General features: G+C 73.6%; 12 protein-coding genes. 3 read left to right on the top strand and 9 right to left on the bottom strand.

What is annotated here, in order from left to right; all coding sequences use genetic code 11:
* Positions 1–1,731 (top strand): AAA family ATPase (locus AB0924_RS17575; protein ID WP_366911869.1); only part of this gene is annotated, 1,731 nt, incomplete at its 5' end.
* A gap of 77 nt (positions 1,732–1,808) precedes the next feature.
* Here the strand turns inward: AB0924_RS17575 and AB0924_RS17580 are convergent.
* The 9 genes from AB0924_RS17580 to rimP all read right to left on the bottom strand — a co-directional run bounded on the left by AB0924_RS17580 (position 1,809) and on the right by rimP (position 14,672).
* Positions 1,809–2,756 carry a bifunctional riboflavin kinase/FAD synthetase gene (locus AB0924_RS17580; protein ID WP_358935819.1) on the bottom strand — a complete coding sequence of 316 codons (948 nt, stop codon included), beginning with the start codon at positions 2,754–2,756 and terminating at the stop codon, positions 1,809–1,811.
* 129 nt (positions 2,757–2,885) lie between these two features.
* Positions 2,886–6,362: a trypsin-like peptidase domain-containing protein gene (locus AB0924_RS17585; protein WP_366911925.1), complete on the bottom strand. Its 3,477-nt coding sequence runs from the start codon at positions 6,360–6,362 to the stop codon at positions 2,886–2,888.
* A 1,283-nt stretch (positions 6,363–7,645) separates the two neighbouring features.
* Complete coding sequence (gene truB, locus AB0924_RS17590) at positions 7,646–8,551, bottom strand: tRNA pseudouridine(55) synthase TruB (RefSeq protein ID WP_358935817.1); 906 nt, start codon at positions 8,549–8,551, stop codon at positions 7,646–7,648.
* Positions 8,548–9,009: a 30S ribosome-binding factor RbfA gene (rbfA, locus tag AB0924_RS17595; RefSeq protein ID WP_358935815.1), complete on the bottom strand. Its 462-nt coding sequence runs from the start codon at positions 9,007–9,009 to the stop codon at positions 8,548–8,550. The genes truB and rbfA overlap by 4 nt, the downstream gene beginning before the upstream one ends.
* 52 nt (positions 9,010–9,061) lie before the next feature.
* On the bottom strand, positions 9,062–9,355 hold the full coding sequence (locus AB0924_RS17600) for a DUF503 domain-containing protein (protein ID WP_358935813.1): 294 nt from the start codon (positions 9,353–9,355) through the stop codon (positions 9,062–9,064).
* A gap of 187 nt (positions 9,356–9,542) precedes the next feature.
* A complete protein-coding gene (infB, locus tag AB0924_RS17605) occupies positions 9,543–12,605 on the bottom strand; it encodes a translation initiation factor IF-2 (protein WP_358935811.1) in 3,063 nt (1,020 codons plus the stop codon).
* A 149-nt stretch (positions 12,606–12,754) separates the two neighbouring features.
* Positions 12,755–13,060, bottom strand: coding sequence for a YlxR family protein (locus AB0924_RS17610; protein WP_358935809.1), 306 nt, complete (start codon positions 13,058–13,060; stop codon positions 12,755–12,757).
* A 101-nt stretch (positions 13,061–13,161) separates the two neighbouring features.
* Positions 13,162–14,160: a transcription termination factor NusA gene (gene nusA / locus AB0924_RS17615; protein ID WP_358935807.1), complete on the bottom strand. Its 999-nt coding sequence runs from the start codon at positions 14,158–14,160 to the stop codon at positions 13,162–13,164.
* 2 nt (positions 14,161–14,162) lie between these two features.
* On the bottom strand, positions 14,163–14,672 hold the full coding sequence (gene rimP, locus AB0924_RS17620; protein WP_358935805.1) for a ribosome maturation factor RimP: 510 nt from the start codon (positions 14,670–14,672) through the stop codon (positions 14,163–14,165).
* Between the two features lie 238 nt (positions 14,673–14,910).
* Here rimP and AB0924_RS17625 point away from each other — a divergent pair, with 238 nt between their 5' ends.
* Both AB0924_RS17625 and AB0924_RS17630 read left to right on the top strand, forming a co-directional pair.
* The gene (locus tag AB0924_RS17625) at positions 14,911–15,456 is read left to right on the top strand and encodes a hypothetical protein (RefSeq protein ID WP_366911870.1); all 546 of its coding nucleotides are present in this window, start codon (positions 14,911–14,913) and stop codon (positions 15,454–15,456) included.
* Complete coding sequence (locus AB0924_RS17630; protein WP_358935801.1) at positions 15,453–15,938, top strand: ferritin-like domain-containing protein; 486 nt, start codon at positions 15,453–15,455, stop codon at positions 15,936–15,938. Before AB0924_RS17625 ends, AB0924_RS17630 begins: the two co-directional genes overlap by 4 nt.
* Positions 15,939–15,963: the final 25 nt, after the last annotated feature.

Consider the following 15,963-nt stretch of genomic DNA (forward strand, 5'->3'; position numbering starts at 1 on the left):
GGCTTCCCCCAGCAGGGACAGCAGCAGGCCCCCGCAGGGCCCACTCCCCCCGGCGGCTACGGCTTCCCGCAGCCCGGACAGCAGCAGGCCCCCACCAGCCCCACCCCGCCCGGCGGTTACGGCTTCCCCCAGCAGGGACAGCAGCAGGCCCCCGCAGGGCCCACTCCCCCCGGCGGCTACGGCTTCCCGCAGCCCGGACAGCAGCAGGCCCCCACCGGCCCCACCCCGCCCGGCGGTTACGGCTTCCCCCAGCCCGGACAGCCGCAGCCGTCCGCGCAGAACCCGGAGGCCGGTGCGGCGGGCCAGGCCGCGCAGCCGGCCGCCGATCCCCGGGCCGGTGCCGCATGGCCACAGCCGATCCAGCACGACCAGCGGCAGCCGACCAACCCGGGTGCCGCGCCGCTGGGTTACACCGCGGCCGTGGAGCTGTCCTCGGACCGGCTGCTCAACAACAAGCGGCAGAAGGCGAAGAGCGGCCGGCCCGCCGCCGCCGGGTCCCGTTTCAAGCTGGGCGGGAAGAAGGAGGAGGCCGAGCGGCAGCGGAAGCTGGACCTGATCCGCACGCCGGTGCTCTCCTGCTACCGGATCGCGGTCATCAGCCTCAAGGGCGGCGTCGGCAAGACGACCACCACCACCGCCCTCGGCTCGACCCTCGCCACCGAGCGGCAGGACAAGATCCTCGCGATCGACGCGAACCCGGACGCCGGCACGCTCGGCCGCCGGGTGCGCCGGGAGACCGGGGCGACCATCCGCGACCTGGTCCAGGCGATCCCGTACCTGAACTCGTACATGGACATCCGGCGGTTCACGTCGCAGGCGCCCTCCGGTCTGGAGATCATCGCCAACGACGTCGACCCGGCCGTCTCGACCACGTTCAACGACGAGGACTACCGGCGCGCCATCGACGTGCTGGGCAGGCAGTACCCGGTGATCCTCACCGACTCCGGCACGGGCCTGCTCTACAGCGCGATGCGCGGAGTGCTCGACCTCGCCGACCAGCTGATCATCATCTCGACGCCGTCCGTCGACGGGGCGAGCAGCGCCAGCACCACGCTGGACTGGCTGTCCGCGCATGGCTACGCCGACCTGGTCTCCCGGTCGATCACGGTCATCTCCGGGGTACGCGAGACCGGCAAGATGATCAAGGTCGAGGACATCGTGTCGCACTTCGAGACCCGCTGCCGCGGGGTGATCGTGGTGCCCTTCGACGAGCATCTGGCCGCCGGTGCCGAGGTCGACCTCGACATGATGCGGCCGAAGGTGCGGGAGGCCTACTTCAACCTCGCGGCCATGGTCGCCGAGGACATCGTGCGGCACCAGCAGATGCACGGTCTGTGGACCAACGACGGCAACCCGCCTCCGGTGGCCGCCCCGCCGATGCCGGGCCAGCAGATGCCGGCCCAGCCGTACCCCGGTCAGCCGATGCCGGGCCAGCCGTATCCCGGACAGCCCGCGGCGGACCAGCCCTACCCCGGTCAGCCGTACCCGGGTCAGCCGTATCCGGGTCAGTCACACCAGGGCCAGCCTTATCCGCAGCAGCCCGGCCGGCCGTACGCGCCGCAGCAGCAGCCGTACCCACCGCAGCAGGCACAGCCGGGGCAGGCGCAGCCGTACCCGGAGCAGCCGGCGCAGCCGGGCCCGCCCCACCAGCAGGACGCCCCTGCCCAGCCCTATCCGCCGCAGCCCGGCCCGCCCCAGGCCCAGCCCCCGCAGGCTCCGCCGCAGCAGTAGGCCCCGGGCCACGGGGACGGTACGACGAAGGGCGGCCGGTGCGCATCGCACCGGCCGCCCTTCCATGTCCAGGGGGTCTACGCCTCCGCGGCCACGATCTCCCGGCACCGCTTCACGTCGTCGGCCATCTGCTCCAGCAGCGCCTCGAGCGACTCGAACTTCGCCTGGCCGCGGACGTAGGCGACGAAGTCGACGGCGACGTGCAGGCCGTACAGATCGAGGCCGACGCGGTCGATGGCGTACGCCTCCACCGTGCGCTCGGTGCCGTCGAACTGCGGGTTGGTGCCCACCGAGATCGCGGCCGGCATGGCCTCGCCCTGCGCGTGCAGATAGCCGGCGTACACGCCGTCGGCCGGGATCGCGGTGTGCGGAAGCGTCTCCACGTTGGCCGTGGGGAAGCCCATCTCGCGGCCGCGCTGGGCACCGCGCACCACCACGCCCTCCACTCGGTGCGGACGGCCCAGGATCTCGCGGGCACCGGTCACATCGCCCTCGGCGACCAGGCGCCGGGTCAGGGTCGAGGAGAACGGCTCGCCGCCGCCCGCCTCGCCGGTGACGTACAGGTCGACGACCTCGACCTCGAAGTCGTAGATCTCGCCCTGCTCGGTGAGGAACCCGACGTTACCGGCCGCCTTGTGGCCGAAGCGGAAGTTCGGGCCCTCGACGACCGCCTTGGCGTGCAGCTTGTCGACCAGGACCTTGACCACGAACTCGGCGGGCGACAGCTTCGAGAACTCGGTCGTGAAGGGGAGGATCAGGACCGCGTCGACGCCCAGTTCCGTCATCAGCTCGGCTCGGCGGTGGTGCGGGGCGAGCAGCGGCGGGTGGCTGCCGGGGCGGACGACCTCGCTCGGGTGGGGGTCGAAGGTGACGACGACGGCCGGGACGCCCAGCTCGCGGGCGCGGTCGACGGCGTGCTTGATGATCAGCTGGTGGCCGCGGTGGACGCCGTCGTAGGAACCGATGGTGACGACGCTGCGCCCCCAGTCCTGGGGGATGTCCTCCAAGCCACGCCAGCGCTGCACTGTGACCGCTCCTCGAACCCTTGTCCGTGTCTACCGTTGACCTCTTGTGCAGGTCTAAGGGTGCCATGCCGGGTGCCCGGCGCCCGCATCGGCATGGAGGCTGTGACCGGGCGCACGTTCCCCGGCAGCTCAGGCCGGTACGCGGACGCCGGCCAGGTTGTCGATCATGCGGTGGGCGCTGGGGCCCACCACCGCGGCCCAGTCGTCGGGGGCCTCGCTCAGCCAGCGGGCCATCCGGGCGGCGAAGCCGGGCGCGTGCCGGGCCAGGTCGACCAGGGCGCAGTCGAAGCGGGTGGCGCCCTCGGGGGTGCGGACGAGGAGCAGCCCGGTGCGGTGGACCAGTGCGCGCAGCTCCGTCTCGCGGCCGTCTCCGTGCGGGGCCGCGGCGTACAGGACGGCGTCCAGGACGGACGGCTCCCGCTCATGGGCGAGCAGAAGGTCAAGCAGCTCGCGGCGCAGGGGCCGGGATGCGAGGGCTCCGGGGGCGGCGAGGACGGTGGCCAGGGCCGCCCGGGCCTCCTCGGGGCCGTCGTCGAGCAGTCCGGTGACCAGGGGCAGCAGTACGGAGCGGGCGACGGGGCCCCGGTCCAGGCAGCGGTCGACGTGGTCGGCCACGGGCCCGGCCAGCTCCGGGCGTGTCTCCACCACGTCCCGGACCAGGGCGGCGACCCGGCCGGCGACGGCATGGGAGGTGACGTCGGCGAGCGGGCGCAGTGTCTCCCCGGCGTCCGCGCCGCCGCCGCCGCTCAGGCGGGCGCGGAACGCCTCCAGGACCGGCCCGGGGTGGGTGTTCAGGGCCGGGACCAGGGCGGCGGGCGGGAACAGCGGATCGCCGTCGGCGAAGTGACGCAGGGCTTCGGTCAGGTGGCGGTCGCGGGTTGCGGGGTCGCGGACCAGGAGGGCGAGGGCACCGCCGTGCAGGGTGCGGTCGGCGGGACGGGCGAGCAGGGCGAGGGCGGCGTAGCGCAGCAGCTCCCGGTCGGCCGCCGAGTGGACGTGGGGGGCCGCGCGCAGCCCGGACACGACGGCCGCGGCGCGGCGGGCGGGGCGCTCGTCGTGCGCCCAGCGGTCGACGGCCCGGCAGAGCGCCGAGGGCTCGTCCTCGGCGAGGACGGCGAGCAGTTCGTCGGCGCGCGGGTGCCCACTGGTCGCGAGCACCTCGGTCAGGTCGTCCAGGGCCCCGTGCCGATGAGTGTGCAGCAGCGCCTGGGCTGCGGTCGCCACGGTGGCGTCCGGGGCCGCGGGCAGTGGTCGCTCGTCGTCGAACCAGCCGGCCAGGTACGGCTGTACGACGCGCGGCCGGTCGGCGAGCAGCCGGGCCACGGCGTCGAGGTGGCGTCCGCCCGCGTCGGCCGGCTCCGGTGGCGCGGTGTCCGCCAGGACCAGCTCGCGCAGCAACGAGAGGCGTTCCTCGACCGGGACGGGCAGTGCGGTCCAGAAGGCCGGCCCGAACTCGGTCGGCACGGTGCGCTGTTCGCGGCGCCAGGTGACGATGTGATCGGCGAGGATGCGCAGCACCCCGGTGTACGGCGTCGCGTCCGGGACGGCCAGCAGAGTACGGGCGATGAGCCGGGCGGGCCACCAGGAACGCGGCTCCGTGTCGATTGCGTCCGTCAACTCACCCAGTCGCAGCGCGAGTTCGCGGTGGCCCTGCTGGCGGGCGAGCAGGAGCAGGGCCTGGACCACCGGTCCGACTCGGTGGTGCGGCAGGGGCGTGAGGTGAGGATCCCGAGGGGGGCGGTGGACGAGGGCGTCGAGGGCCTCATCCAGGTCGAGGTGCAGACCCTGGATCCAGTCGGCCAGCTCCTCGTGGGCGAAGCGGTAGCCGTCGCCGGCCGGGACCAGGAGACCTTCGGCGAGGACGGCGGAGGCCCAGCCGGAGCCGCCGCCCAGCCGGGCCGGAGCGGGCCCCCACGGGAACACCGCCTCGAAGGACTCCCGGTCCAGCTCGCCCTGTCCGGAGCCGAGGCTGCGCCGGGCGGCCTGGTGCGCCTGCCCGGCCACCCGGGCGGCGAGCCGCCGTACGGCCGTGCCGCGCAGGCCGTTCTCGGCGGCGAGGCGGACCGCGACACGCAGGCACATCAGGTCCAGGTGGGCGGCGAAGACCTCGTGCCGGTCGACGGGGCCGGCGGGCGAGACGTCGTCCGGAAGGGCGGCGCGGACCTCGGAGAGCAGGCGCAGGGTGAGCGGGTGCCGGGCGTCGCGGTCGTCGAGGACTCCCTCGGGGACGCGGTAGCGGGCACGGGCCTCGCGGGCCTCCTCGCGGGTGAGATCGTCGATCCGCACGCACGGCGGCAGCGGGGCCCCGGCTTCCGCCGTGGTCGGGGCGTGCAGCAGACCGGCGGGGAACTCGGCCCCGGCACGCTCCCAGTACTCCTCACGGCAGGCCACCACCAGCCGCGTCCCGGTCTCCCCCAGCCACTCCGCCGTGCCCCTGATCCACTCGGGCAGTCGGCCGGCGAGGGCGGGCGGCATCTCCTCCGGTCCGTCGAGCAGGAGCAGCAGCGGGCGGCCGGCCCGCCGGGCGAGGCCGGCCACCCGCTCCGGAGTGGGGTCGGCGGTACCTGCGGGCGGCGCGGAGGGACCGGCGGCGACGATGCGCGCGGCGCGCGCCAGGCAGCGGCGCACCGCGTCGGCCACGGACTCGTCGGCGTCCTCGAGGTCGGCACCACGCAGCCACAGGGTGGGGGCGGACCGCTCGGCCCCGTGGCGGCGGGCGGCGAGGGCCCCGAGTTCCGTCGTACGGCCGCTGCCCGGGGCGCCGACGAGGCCGAGCACGGCGCGGCCCGCGGCAGCCGCGCCATCGCCATGGCCATTGGCATCGGCATCGGCATCGGCATCGGCATCGGCATCGGCATCGGCGAAGGCACTCAACTCGACTGTCACCCGCTCTCGTTCGACCGGTCGCACGGGAGTGAGGCCGGCCGCGCCGGTGTGTCCGGCCAGGGCGCCGGGCGGGCCGTCCTGGCCCACGGAGGTGGCGGCCAGTTCGAGGACACCGGCCAGGTTGAGGTCGGCGCCATGGGCGGGCACGGTCGCCGCGTTGCGGGTGAGCAGTTCGGCGAGCGGGCCCTCGGCCGCCGGTCGCAGGGGCACCGCGAACCCGGTGTCGCGCCGGGCGGAGCGCAGGGCGGTGCCGAGCACGGCGAGCACCGCGCCGGTCCCGGCGTCGAGCACCGGCCCCCCGGTCGCGCCACCGCCGAGCCGGAGCGCGTCCTGACCCGCCGTTCCGATGGCCAGCTCCAGGGCGTCCTCGATGAGGTGGAAGCCATCGGTCCCGGTGTAGGTCACCTGGGTGGCGGCCAGTACGCGTGCCTCGCGCCAGCAGCCGGCGGCGACTCTGACGTAGGCACCGGCCTCGACCCGTTCCCGAACCGTCAGCGGCAGCGGCGCCACGTCCAGCCCCTCCGTACGGACCAGGGCCAGCCCGAGCTCCGGCAGCGCGGTGACGGCCTCGGCGCCGACCAGGCAGGTGCGCTGCCCGGCGGCGTGCAGCACGAGCCGCCCGAGCCCGTCGACGGCCTCGTGGCTGGTGAGGAGGGTGCCGCTGTGATCAGCCAGAAACCCCGTGCCCCGGGGACGCCCGGCCAGATCACGGATCTGCACGAGCCCGTCGAACCCGGCGCGGTCCGCGCCACCACCACGGCCGGCGACAACGGCCCGACCCGGCACGGCGATCCGGCTCAGGGCACCGGCCCGCCCGGGATAGCCGGCCACGCTCTGACCGCCGGCCTCTTTTGACCCGGCGATCGGCCCCGTCCCTGCGATCGGCCCCGGCCCGCCGATCCGCTCCGGGCCGCCGATCGGCTCCGGGCCGTCGGCACACAGCGAATCACCGGTCCTGCTCGAATCGCCGGTTCCCTTCAGCCCGCCGATCGGCCCCGGGCCGTTGGCACGCCCCGAATCGCGGGTCCCCCTCGGACCGACGATCGGCTCCAGGCCGTCGGCAGGCCCCGATTCACCGGTTGCCCTCGGGTCACAGGACCCCTTCAGCCCGCGTAGCGGCTCCAGGCCGCCTGCCCGCCATGGTGCACCGGTCCCGCCCGGAACGGCGGTCGAGCCCGAGTCTCCGGTCGCCCCGAGTGCGCCGGCACGGCTGGAGCCACCGCCCCCGCCCAGGCCACCGGTCGACTCCGGGCCGCCAGCACCGCTGGAGCCACCGGCCCGGCCTTGGACTGCGACACGGTTCGATTCGCCACTCCCCCTCGGGGCGGCGATCCAGCCCGGGAGGCCGACCCAGCTCGCTCTGAGGGTCTGCCTGGGGACGCCGATCCCGTCTGGGCCACCGCCCCTGCCCGGATCGCCGGCAGGGCTCGGCGCGCCGGTCACGCTCAGGCAGTCGATCGGGCCTGGGCCGCCAACCGGTCCCGAAGCAGCGGCGGGGGCGCCATCGCCGGTCTGGGCAGGGACACCGTCCCGACCCGCGACGCCGGCCCCGTCCGTGCGTCCGGCCGTGCGCCCGACCGCGCTCACCTCGCCCGGGACGACGGGCCCGCTCGAGTCGCCGTCGCCGTCGCCGTCGCCGTCGCCGGGGTCCAGGAACTCCGTGCGGTTGATGGGCCGGGCGAGGTTCAAGACGTCGGTGGGTTCTGGCTTTTCGTCCTGTGCCGCCATGGCCGTACCCTCCCCGCCCGTACACGCGTGCCCTGGTCTTCGACGGTAGGCGGGGGATGATCAGCGGGACAGTTCGCGGAGCGAAAGCGCCCCCTTCCGCTCCCCCGGTTCACTCCGAGCGCCCGCCCGGTCGGGTGAATGAGCGGGGGCGGCTGGATACACCCTAGGGGTGGGGGAACCGAGGGGGGACCCGTGGAGCGGCGGCACCGGCGGTACCCCGTGGCCGCCGCCGCTCCACGGGCAGGCTTGAGCGCCGCCCGGAGGCCGGGTACCGGTCAGCCGAAGACGGCCAGGCTCTTCGCCTTGCCCTTCTGCTCCTCGACGAGGGCGAGGAATCGGCCCTCCAGGTCGAACACGGCGACGGGTCCGGCGCCCGCGTACTCCTCGGGCATCTCCAGGCGGACGCCGTTGAGCAGCAGCCCGGCGCGCCGGGCGTCCACCTGCCAGCGCGGGAACGCCGCCGTGGCCGCCTCGGCGATGGGCATCACGGTCAGCTCCTGCTGGAGCTGGTCGAGCGTCTTCGCGGAGTCGAGCTTGTACGGCCCGACGCGCGTCCTGCGCAGCGCGGTGAGGTGGCCGCCGACGCCCAGGTCGGCGCCCAGGTCGCGGGCGAGGGCGCGGATGTAGGTGCCGGACGAGCAGACCACCGAGACGACCAGGTCGAGCACGGCGGTGCCGTCCTCGGCGACGGCGTCCCGGACGTCGTACACCGCGAAGGAGGACACGGTGACCGGGCGGGCCGGGATCTCGAACTCCTCGCCCTCACGGGCCCGCTTGTACGACCGCACGCCGTTGATCTTGATGGCGCTGACCTTGGACGGCACCTGCATGATGTCGCCGGTCAGCTTGGCGATGCCGGCGTCGATGGCGTCCCGGGTCACCTTGGAGGCGTCCGTGGTGGAGGTGATCTCCCCCTCGGCGTCGTCGGTGAGCGTGTTCTGGCCCAGGCGGATGGTGCCCAGGTACTCCTTCTCGGTCAGCGCGAGGTGCCCGAGGAGCTTGGTGGCGCGCTCGACGCCGAGGACCAGGACGCCGGTTGCCATGGGGTCGAGGGTGCCCGCGTGGCCGACCCGGCGGGTCCGGGCGATGCCGCGCATCTTGGCGACCACGTCGTGCGAAGTGAAGCCCGACGGCTTGTCGACGATGACAAGGCCGTCGGGCGTGGTGTGCTTCTGGGTCATTCCGCGGCGTCGCCGTCCGTCTCGGCGCTCTCGTCCTCGTCCGGCTTGCGGTACGGGTCGGCGCCGCCCGCGTACGCCGCGCCCGCGGAGGCCTCGCGGACCTTCGCGTCGGACTGCCGGGCCTTGTCGAGGAGGTCCTCGATGGTGCGGGCGGTGTCCGGAAGGGCGTCCGCGACGAAGCTGAGGGTCGGCGTGAACTTCACACCGGCCGCGCGGCCGACCTCGGAGCGCAGGATGCCCTTGGCGCTCTCCAGGCCGGCGGCCGCGGCCTGCCGCTCCTCGTCGTCCCCGTAGACCGTGTAGAAGACGGTCGCCTCCCGCAGGTCACCCGTGACCCGGGTGTCCGTGATGGTGACGTGCGAGCCGAGCCGCGGGTCCTTGATCCCGCGCTGCAGCTTCTGGGCCACCACCTCCCGGATGAGGTCCGCCAGCCTTTTCGCCCGCGCGTTGTCGGCCACTGGTCCGTCTCCCGTTCTTTCTTCTTCTGGCGTTCTGTTGGTCTGGTCGTCGTCAGTCGTCTTCACCGTGGAGGCGCCGTCTCACGGACAGCAGTTCCACTTCGGGGCGGCCGGCGACCAGCCGTTCGCACCGGTCCAGTACGTCGGTGAGGTGCGCCGTGTCGCCGGAGACCATGGCCATGCCGATGATCGCTCGCCGGTGGAGGTCCATGTGGTCCACCTCGGCCGCGCTCACCGCGTACTTCCGCTGGAGTTCGGCGACGATCGGGCGGACGACGGAGCGCTTCTCCTTCAGCGAGTGGACGTCGCCGAGGAGCAGGTCGAAGGACAGAGTCCCCACGTACATGTGTGTAACCGGTTCACCCGCCGGTACGGGATCGGTGGCCCCGGGTCCGTATGGCCGGGGACACCAAGAACGGTACCCCGTACCCGCCGGTGGCTCGACAGGGTTTCCGCGGCACCGTCGGCCGGACCGTTGCCCGGGGACGGAGCCCCCGGGCAACGGCGCGCCGGCCGGCGGCGAACCGTGGGTGTTACACCCGCGGCTTCTCTCGCATCTCGTACGTCGCGATGACGTCGTCGACCTTGATGTCGTTGAAGTTTCCGAGGTTGATACCACCCTCGTAGCCTTCGCGGATCTCGGTGACGTCGTCCTTGAAGCGACGCAGGCCCTCGATGTTGAGGTTCTCCGCGACCACCTTGCCGTCGCGGATGAGGCGCGCCTTGGTGTTGCGCTTGACCTCGCCGGACCGGATGAGCACACCGGCGATGTTGCCCAGCTTGGACGACTTGAAGACCTCGCGGATCTCCGCCGTGCCGAGCTCGACCTCCTCGTACTCCGGCTTGAGCATGCCCTTGAGGGCCGCCTCGATCTCCTCGATCGCCTGGTAGATGACCGAGTAGTACCGGACGTCCACGCCCTCGCGCTCGGCCATCTGCGCCGCGCGGCCGGCCGCGCGGACGTTGAAGCCGATCACGATGGCGTCCGAGCCCATCGCCAGGTCGATGTCGGACTCCGTGACCGCACCGACGCCGCGGTGCAGGACGCGGATGTCGACCTCTTCGCCGACGTCCAGCTGGAGCAGCGAGGACTCGAGGGCCTCGACCGAACCGGAAGCGTCACCCTTGATGATCAGGTTCAGCTGCTGGACCTCGCCGGCCTTGAGCACCTTGTCCAGGTCCTCCAGCGACACGCGGCGCGTGCGCTTGGCGAACGCGGCGTTGCGCTCACGGGCGGCGCGCTTCTCGGCGATCTGACGGGCCGTACGGTCCTCGTCGACCACCAGGAAGTTGTCGCCCGCACCCGGGACGTTGGTCAGGCCCAGGACCTGGACCGGCGTCGAGGGTCCGGCCTCGGCGACGTTGTTGCCGTTGTCGTCGAGCATGGCGCGCACCCGGCCGTAGGCGTCGCCCACGACCATCGTGTCGCCGACCCGCAGCGTGCCTCGCTGGACGAGGACCGTCGCCACGGCACCGCGGCCGCGGTCGAGACGGGACTCGATCGAGATGCCCTGCGCGTCCTGGTGCGGGTTGGCCCGCAGGTCGAGCGAGGCGTCGGCCGTGAGGACCACGGCCTCCAGCAGCGAGTCGATGTGCAGACCCTGCTTGGCGGAGATGTCGACGAACATCGTGTCGCCGCCGTACTCCTCGGCCACCAGGCCGTACTCGGTCAGCTGACCGCGCACCTTGGTCGGGTCGGCACCCTCGACGTCGATCTTGTTGACCGCGACGACGATCGGCACCTCGGCGGCCTTGGCGTGGTTGAGCGCCTCGACCGTCTGCGGCATGACGCCGTCGTTGGCCGCGACGACCAGGATCGCGATGTCGGTCGACTTCGCACCACGGGCACGCATGGCGGTGAACGCCTCGTGACCCGGGGTGTCGATGAAGGTGATCTTGCGCTCTTCGTCGTTGACCTCGGTCGCGACCTGGTAGGCACCGATGTGCTGGGTGATGCCGCCGGCCTCGCCCGCGATGACGTTCGTCTTGCGGATGGCGTCGAGCAGTCGGGTCTTACCGTGGTCGACGTGACCCATGACGGTCACGACCGGCGGACGGACGACCAGGTCCTCCTCGGAGCCCTCGTCCTCACCGAACTCGATGTCGAAGGACTCGAGCAGCTCGCGGTCCTCCTCCTCGGGGCTGACGATCTGAACCGTGTAGTTCATCTCGTCGGCGAGGAGCTGCAGCGTCTCGTCGGAGACGGACTGCGTGGCGGTGACCATCTCGCCGAGGTTCATCATGACCGCGACGAGGGACGCCGGGTTGGCGTTGATCTTCTCCGCGAAGTCCGTGAGCGACGCGCCGCGGGAGAGGCGGATGGCCTCGCCGTTGCCGCGCGGCAGCATCACGCCGCCGACGCTCGGGGCCTGCATGGCCTCGTACTCCTGGCGCCTCTGCCGCTTCGACTTGCGGCCACGACGCGCGGGACCGCCGGGACGGCCGAAGGCGCCCTGCGTGCCACCGCGGCCACCGGGACCGCCGGGACGGCCACCGAAGCCGGGACGGCCACCGCCGCCACCGGGACCACCGGGACGACCGGCGAAGCCGCCGCCACCGCCACCGGGACCACCGGGACGACCGGCGAAGCCGCCGCCACCGCCACCCGGGCGACCGGCGAAGCCGCCGCCACCCGGACGACCGCCACCGCCACCGGGACGACCGCCGCCACCGGGACCACGGCCGCCGGGGCCACCGCCACCGGGACGCGGGCCGGCAGCGGGACGCTGCGGCATCATGCCGGGGTTCGGACGCGGACCGGCCGGGCCGGGACGCGGACCGCCCTGCGGGCGGGGCATGCCGGACGGCGACGGACGGTTACCGCCCGGAGCCTGCGGACGCGGACCGCCGCCCTGGCCGGGAGCCTGCGGACGGGGACCGGCGCCGGGGGCACCGGGACCGCCGTGGCCTCCGGCCGGCCGGGGACCGCCCTGCGGGCGGGGCGCCTGCGGGCGCGCCATACCGGTGGAACCACCGGACGTGAAGGGGTTGTTGCCCGGACGCGGGCCGGCCGGGCGGGCACCCGGACGCTGACCCTGGCCGCCGGGGCGCTGGGCACCCTGGCCCGGACGGCCACCCTGGCCCTGACCGGGGGCCGCGGGACGGCCACCGGGCTTCGGCGCACCCGGACGGGCGCCGCCGGGACGCGGGCCCTGCGCGGCCGGAGCCTGCGGGGTCTGCGCGGGCGGAGCCGGCGGAGCGGTGAACTCCGGGGCGGCCGGCGCCGGACGCGGCGCGGGCTTCGGACCCGGGACCGGACGCGGGCCGGGGGCCGGCGTCGAGGCGGCGGGAGCCGACGGAGTCGCGGGCTGCGGGGCGGCCGGCGGCTTGGGGGCGCCCGGCTTCGGTGCAGCCGGACGGGCCGCCTGCGCCGGAGAGGGCGCGGCGGGCCTGGGGGCAGCCTTGCGGGGGGCGGGCTTGCCGGACTTGCCGGAGCCACCACCCTGGAAGGCGTCGGTCAGCTTGCGTACTACGGGCGCTTCGATCGTCGAAGACGCCGAACGGACGAATTCACCGAGTTCCTGGAGCTTGGCCATGACGACCTTGCTCTCGACACCGAACTCCTTGGCGAGTTCGTAGACCCGGACCTTAGCCACTTCGCTCCTCTGAGGTCCGGGTTGCGTCCGGACCGTCGCTAGTTCATGGGCGTACTCATCGCGTACTCATCGAGTGCTCATCGCAATCTCGACCTGCTTTCGACTCGCGAGGTACCAGGCCGCGCGGGGGGTTCCGCACGGCTCGCTTTCTACGGTGTTGCCTGCGTTGCCTGCTCGGCAACTGTCTGTCGCTCGACGTAGTGGCGCAACGCCTTTACGTCGAGCGGCCCGGGGACGCGCAGCGCCCGAGGGAACGCCCGGCGGCGTACCGCCTGGTCGATACAGACCAGGTCGGGGTGTACGTATGCACCCCGGCCGGGCAGCGTACCGCGAGGATCGGGAACGCACCGTTCCTGATCCGCCACGGTCCGCAGCAGAGCGTCCTTGGCCGCTCGCTGCCTGCACCCCACACAGGTGCGTTCAGGGCATGCGCGGGCTTGCGTCCGGCCAGACACTCCTAAGTCTACCTCCCCGCACCGACCTAACCCCTTCGGGGGAAAAGTCGAACACTTGCTTGCTGCGAGCTGACGTGATCTCAGCGCCACTCGGCCGAGATCTATTCCCCGTCGCGGTCCCCGACCTGCTCGGTGTCCGGCCGGATGTCGATCCGCCAGCCGGTCAGCCGGGCGGCGAGCCGGGCGTTCTGCCCTTCCTTGCCGATCGCCAGCGACAGCTGGTAGTCCGGCACGGTCACCCGGGCGGACCGGGCGGCCAGGTCCACGACGTCCACCCTGCTCACCCGGGCGGGTGACAGCGCGTTCGCCACCATCTCGGCCGGGTCGTCCGACCAGTCGACGATGTCGATCTTCTCACCGTTCAGTTCGCCCATCACGTTGCGCACCCGGCCGCCCATGGGGCCGATGCAGGCGCCCTTGGCGTTCAGGCCCGAACGGGTGGACCGCACGGCGATCTTGGTGCGGTGACCGGCCTCGCGGGCGATCGCGGCGATCTCGACCGAGCCGTCGGCGATCTCCGGCACCTCCAGGGCGAAGAGCTTCTTCACCAGGTTGGGGTGCGTGCGGGAGAGCGTCACCGAGGGGCCGCGGACGCCCTTGGCCACTCGGACGACGTACGACCGCAGACGCATGCCGTGCTGGTACGTCTCGCCCGGCACCTGCTCCTGCACCGGCAGGATGGCCTCGAGCTTGCCGATGTCCACGAGCACGTTCTTGGGGTCGCGGCCCTGCTGGACCACGCCGGTGACGATGTCGCCCTCACGGCCGGCGTACTCGCCGAGCGTCGCGTCGTCCTCGGCGTCGCGCAGCCGCTGCAGGATCACCTGCTTGGCGGTGGTGGCGGCGATCCTGCCGAAGCCGGACGGGGTGTCGTCGAACTCGCGGGGCGCCTGGCCCTCCTCGAGGTCCTCCGGGTCCTCCTTCGCCCACACGGTCACATGCCCGGTCTCCCGGTTGAGCTCCACGCGCGCGTGCCGGCGGCTTCCCTCGGTGCGGTGGTAGGCGATGAGGAGGGCCGACTCGATCGCCTCGACCAGCAGGTCGAAGGAGATCTCCTTCTCCCGCACCAAGCCCCGCAGGGCGCTCATGTCGATGTCCACGGCTACGCCTCCTCCTCTTCCTTCATGTCCTTCTTGTCCTTGCGGTTGAACTCGACCTGCACGCGCGCCTTCGCGATCTCCGGGAAACCGAGTCTGCGGGCGGTCGCCTTGCGGCCCTTCACCCCGGGCACCTCGACCTCGATGCCCTCCTCGTCCACTTCGAGGATGCGCGCGACCACTTCGCCGCCGTCGGTCAGCTGGAACCTCACCAGCCGGTCGGTGGCGCGCACGAAGTGCCGGTGCTCGGTCAGGGCGCGCTCCGCGCCGGGGGTGCCGACCTCCAGGTCGTACGCTTCGTCGCCCATCGCGTCGGTCTCGTCGAGCTTCGCCGAGAGCGCGCGGCTCACATCGGCGATCCGGTCCAGGTCCGCTCCGGTGTCGGAGTCGACGGTCACGCGCAGCACACGCTTGCGTCCGACGGATTCCACGGCGATCTCTTCGAGGTCCAGCCCCTGGGAGGTGACGAGCGGTTCGAGCAGCTCTCGCAGCCTCTCGCTCTGGGTGGTGCTCATCCGGGTGACTCCTCGGCCGCGTGTGCTGTTGTGGGATGGGTCGCGTGTCTGATCAAAGGGTATCCGGTCGCAGGGAGTGTTGCCGTCCACCTGTGTACGCGCGGTGCCGGTGAGTGGCGTACCGGCGGGGCGCGGGTACGGTGATCACGGGCATGCCGCCCGATGGGCGTCGCCCCTCCCTGCGGTTCCCTGCCGTTGCCTGCCGTTCCCTTCGTACGAGTGCCCGAGGACGTCTGCAGTGTCGTACCCTCCGCCGCCGCGCACCCTCTCGGGTCCGCGCAGAAGATCCCTGCTCGCCTCGGCCGCCGGGGCCGCCCTGCTGGTGGGCTGCTCGGCCGGTCCCGACTCCGCCGCCGGCGGGACCCTTTCGGTGACCGCGCGGGCACGCGCGCGTGCGGCCCGGGACAGTGAGGGGCTGCTGGAGCGGTACGACGCGGTGCTCGCCGCGCACCCCGCGCTCGCGGAGCCGCTGGGACCGCTGCGGGCGCAGGTCGCGGCGCACCGGGCGGCGTTCGCCGGCCGCACCGCCACCGGCACGCAGGCGCCGGTGTCCGCCTCCGCCGGTTCTGCCGCACCGACGGCCACGGCCGCGTCCTCGCCGGCCCTGGCCGTGCCCGTCGGCGAGAAGGACGCGCTGGCGTTCCTCGCCACCGCCGAACGGAGCCTCGCCGACCGCCGGGCGAAGGACCTGCTGGACGTGCCGGGCGAGCTGGCCCGGCTGATGGCGTCGGCGGCGGCGGCCGGGGCGGCGCACGCGTATCTGCTGACCGAGGGGGCCAAGTGAGCGAGCGGGACGGATCGGCCGAACTGACCGCGCTGCAGGCCGCGTTGGCGGCGGAGCACGCCGCGGTGTACGGGTACGGCGTCGTCGGCGGGCGCGTCGGCGACAAGCGGCTGAAGCAGGCCCGCGCGGCCTACGACGCGCACCGGGCCCGCCGGGACGCGCTGGTGCGCGAGGTGCGCGAGCTGGGCGGCGAGCCGGTCGCCGCGAGCGCCGCGTACGCGCTGCCGTTCCAGGTGGCGGACTCCGCGGCCGCGGTGCGGCTCGCCGCCGATCTGGAGGAGCGGGTGGCCGGTGTCTACTCGGACCTGGTCCGGGCGACGGCCGGGGAGCGGCGCGGTGCGGCCGCCGGGGCGCTGCGGGAGGCCGCGGTGCGGGCGGTGCGCTGGAGCGGGGAGAGCGTAGCCTTCCCTGGGCTCGCCGAGCGGACCGGTGACGACACGGGTGCGGCGGGGCCGAGTACCTCGGCGTCCCCGTCGAGGTGACGGCGGAGCCGCCCGCGGGGCAGGC

The sequence above is a fragment of the Streptomyces sp. NPDC047869 genome (assembly GCF_040704065.1).
GTDB lineage: Bacteria > Actinomycetota > Actinomycetes > Streptomycetales > Streptomycetaceae > Streptomyces.

Bases quoted from the DNA above. Each gene is read 5' to 3' on its own strand.
- truB (WP_358935817.1), bottom strand. From the start codon at position 8,551: ATGACCCAGAAGCACACCACGCCCGACGGCCTTGTCATCGTCGACAAG.
- AB0924_RS17600 (WP_358935813.1), bottom strand. From the start codon at position 9,355: ATGTACGTGGGGACTCTGTCCTTCGACCTGCTCCTCGGCGACGTCCAC.
- rimP (WP_358935805.1), bottom strand. From the start codon at position 14,672: ATGAGCACCACCCAGAGCGAGAGGCTGCGAGAGCTGCTCGAACCGCTC.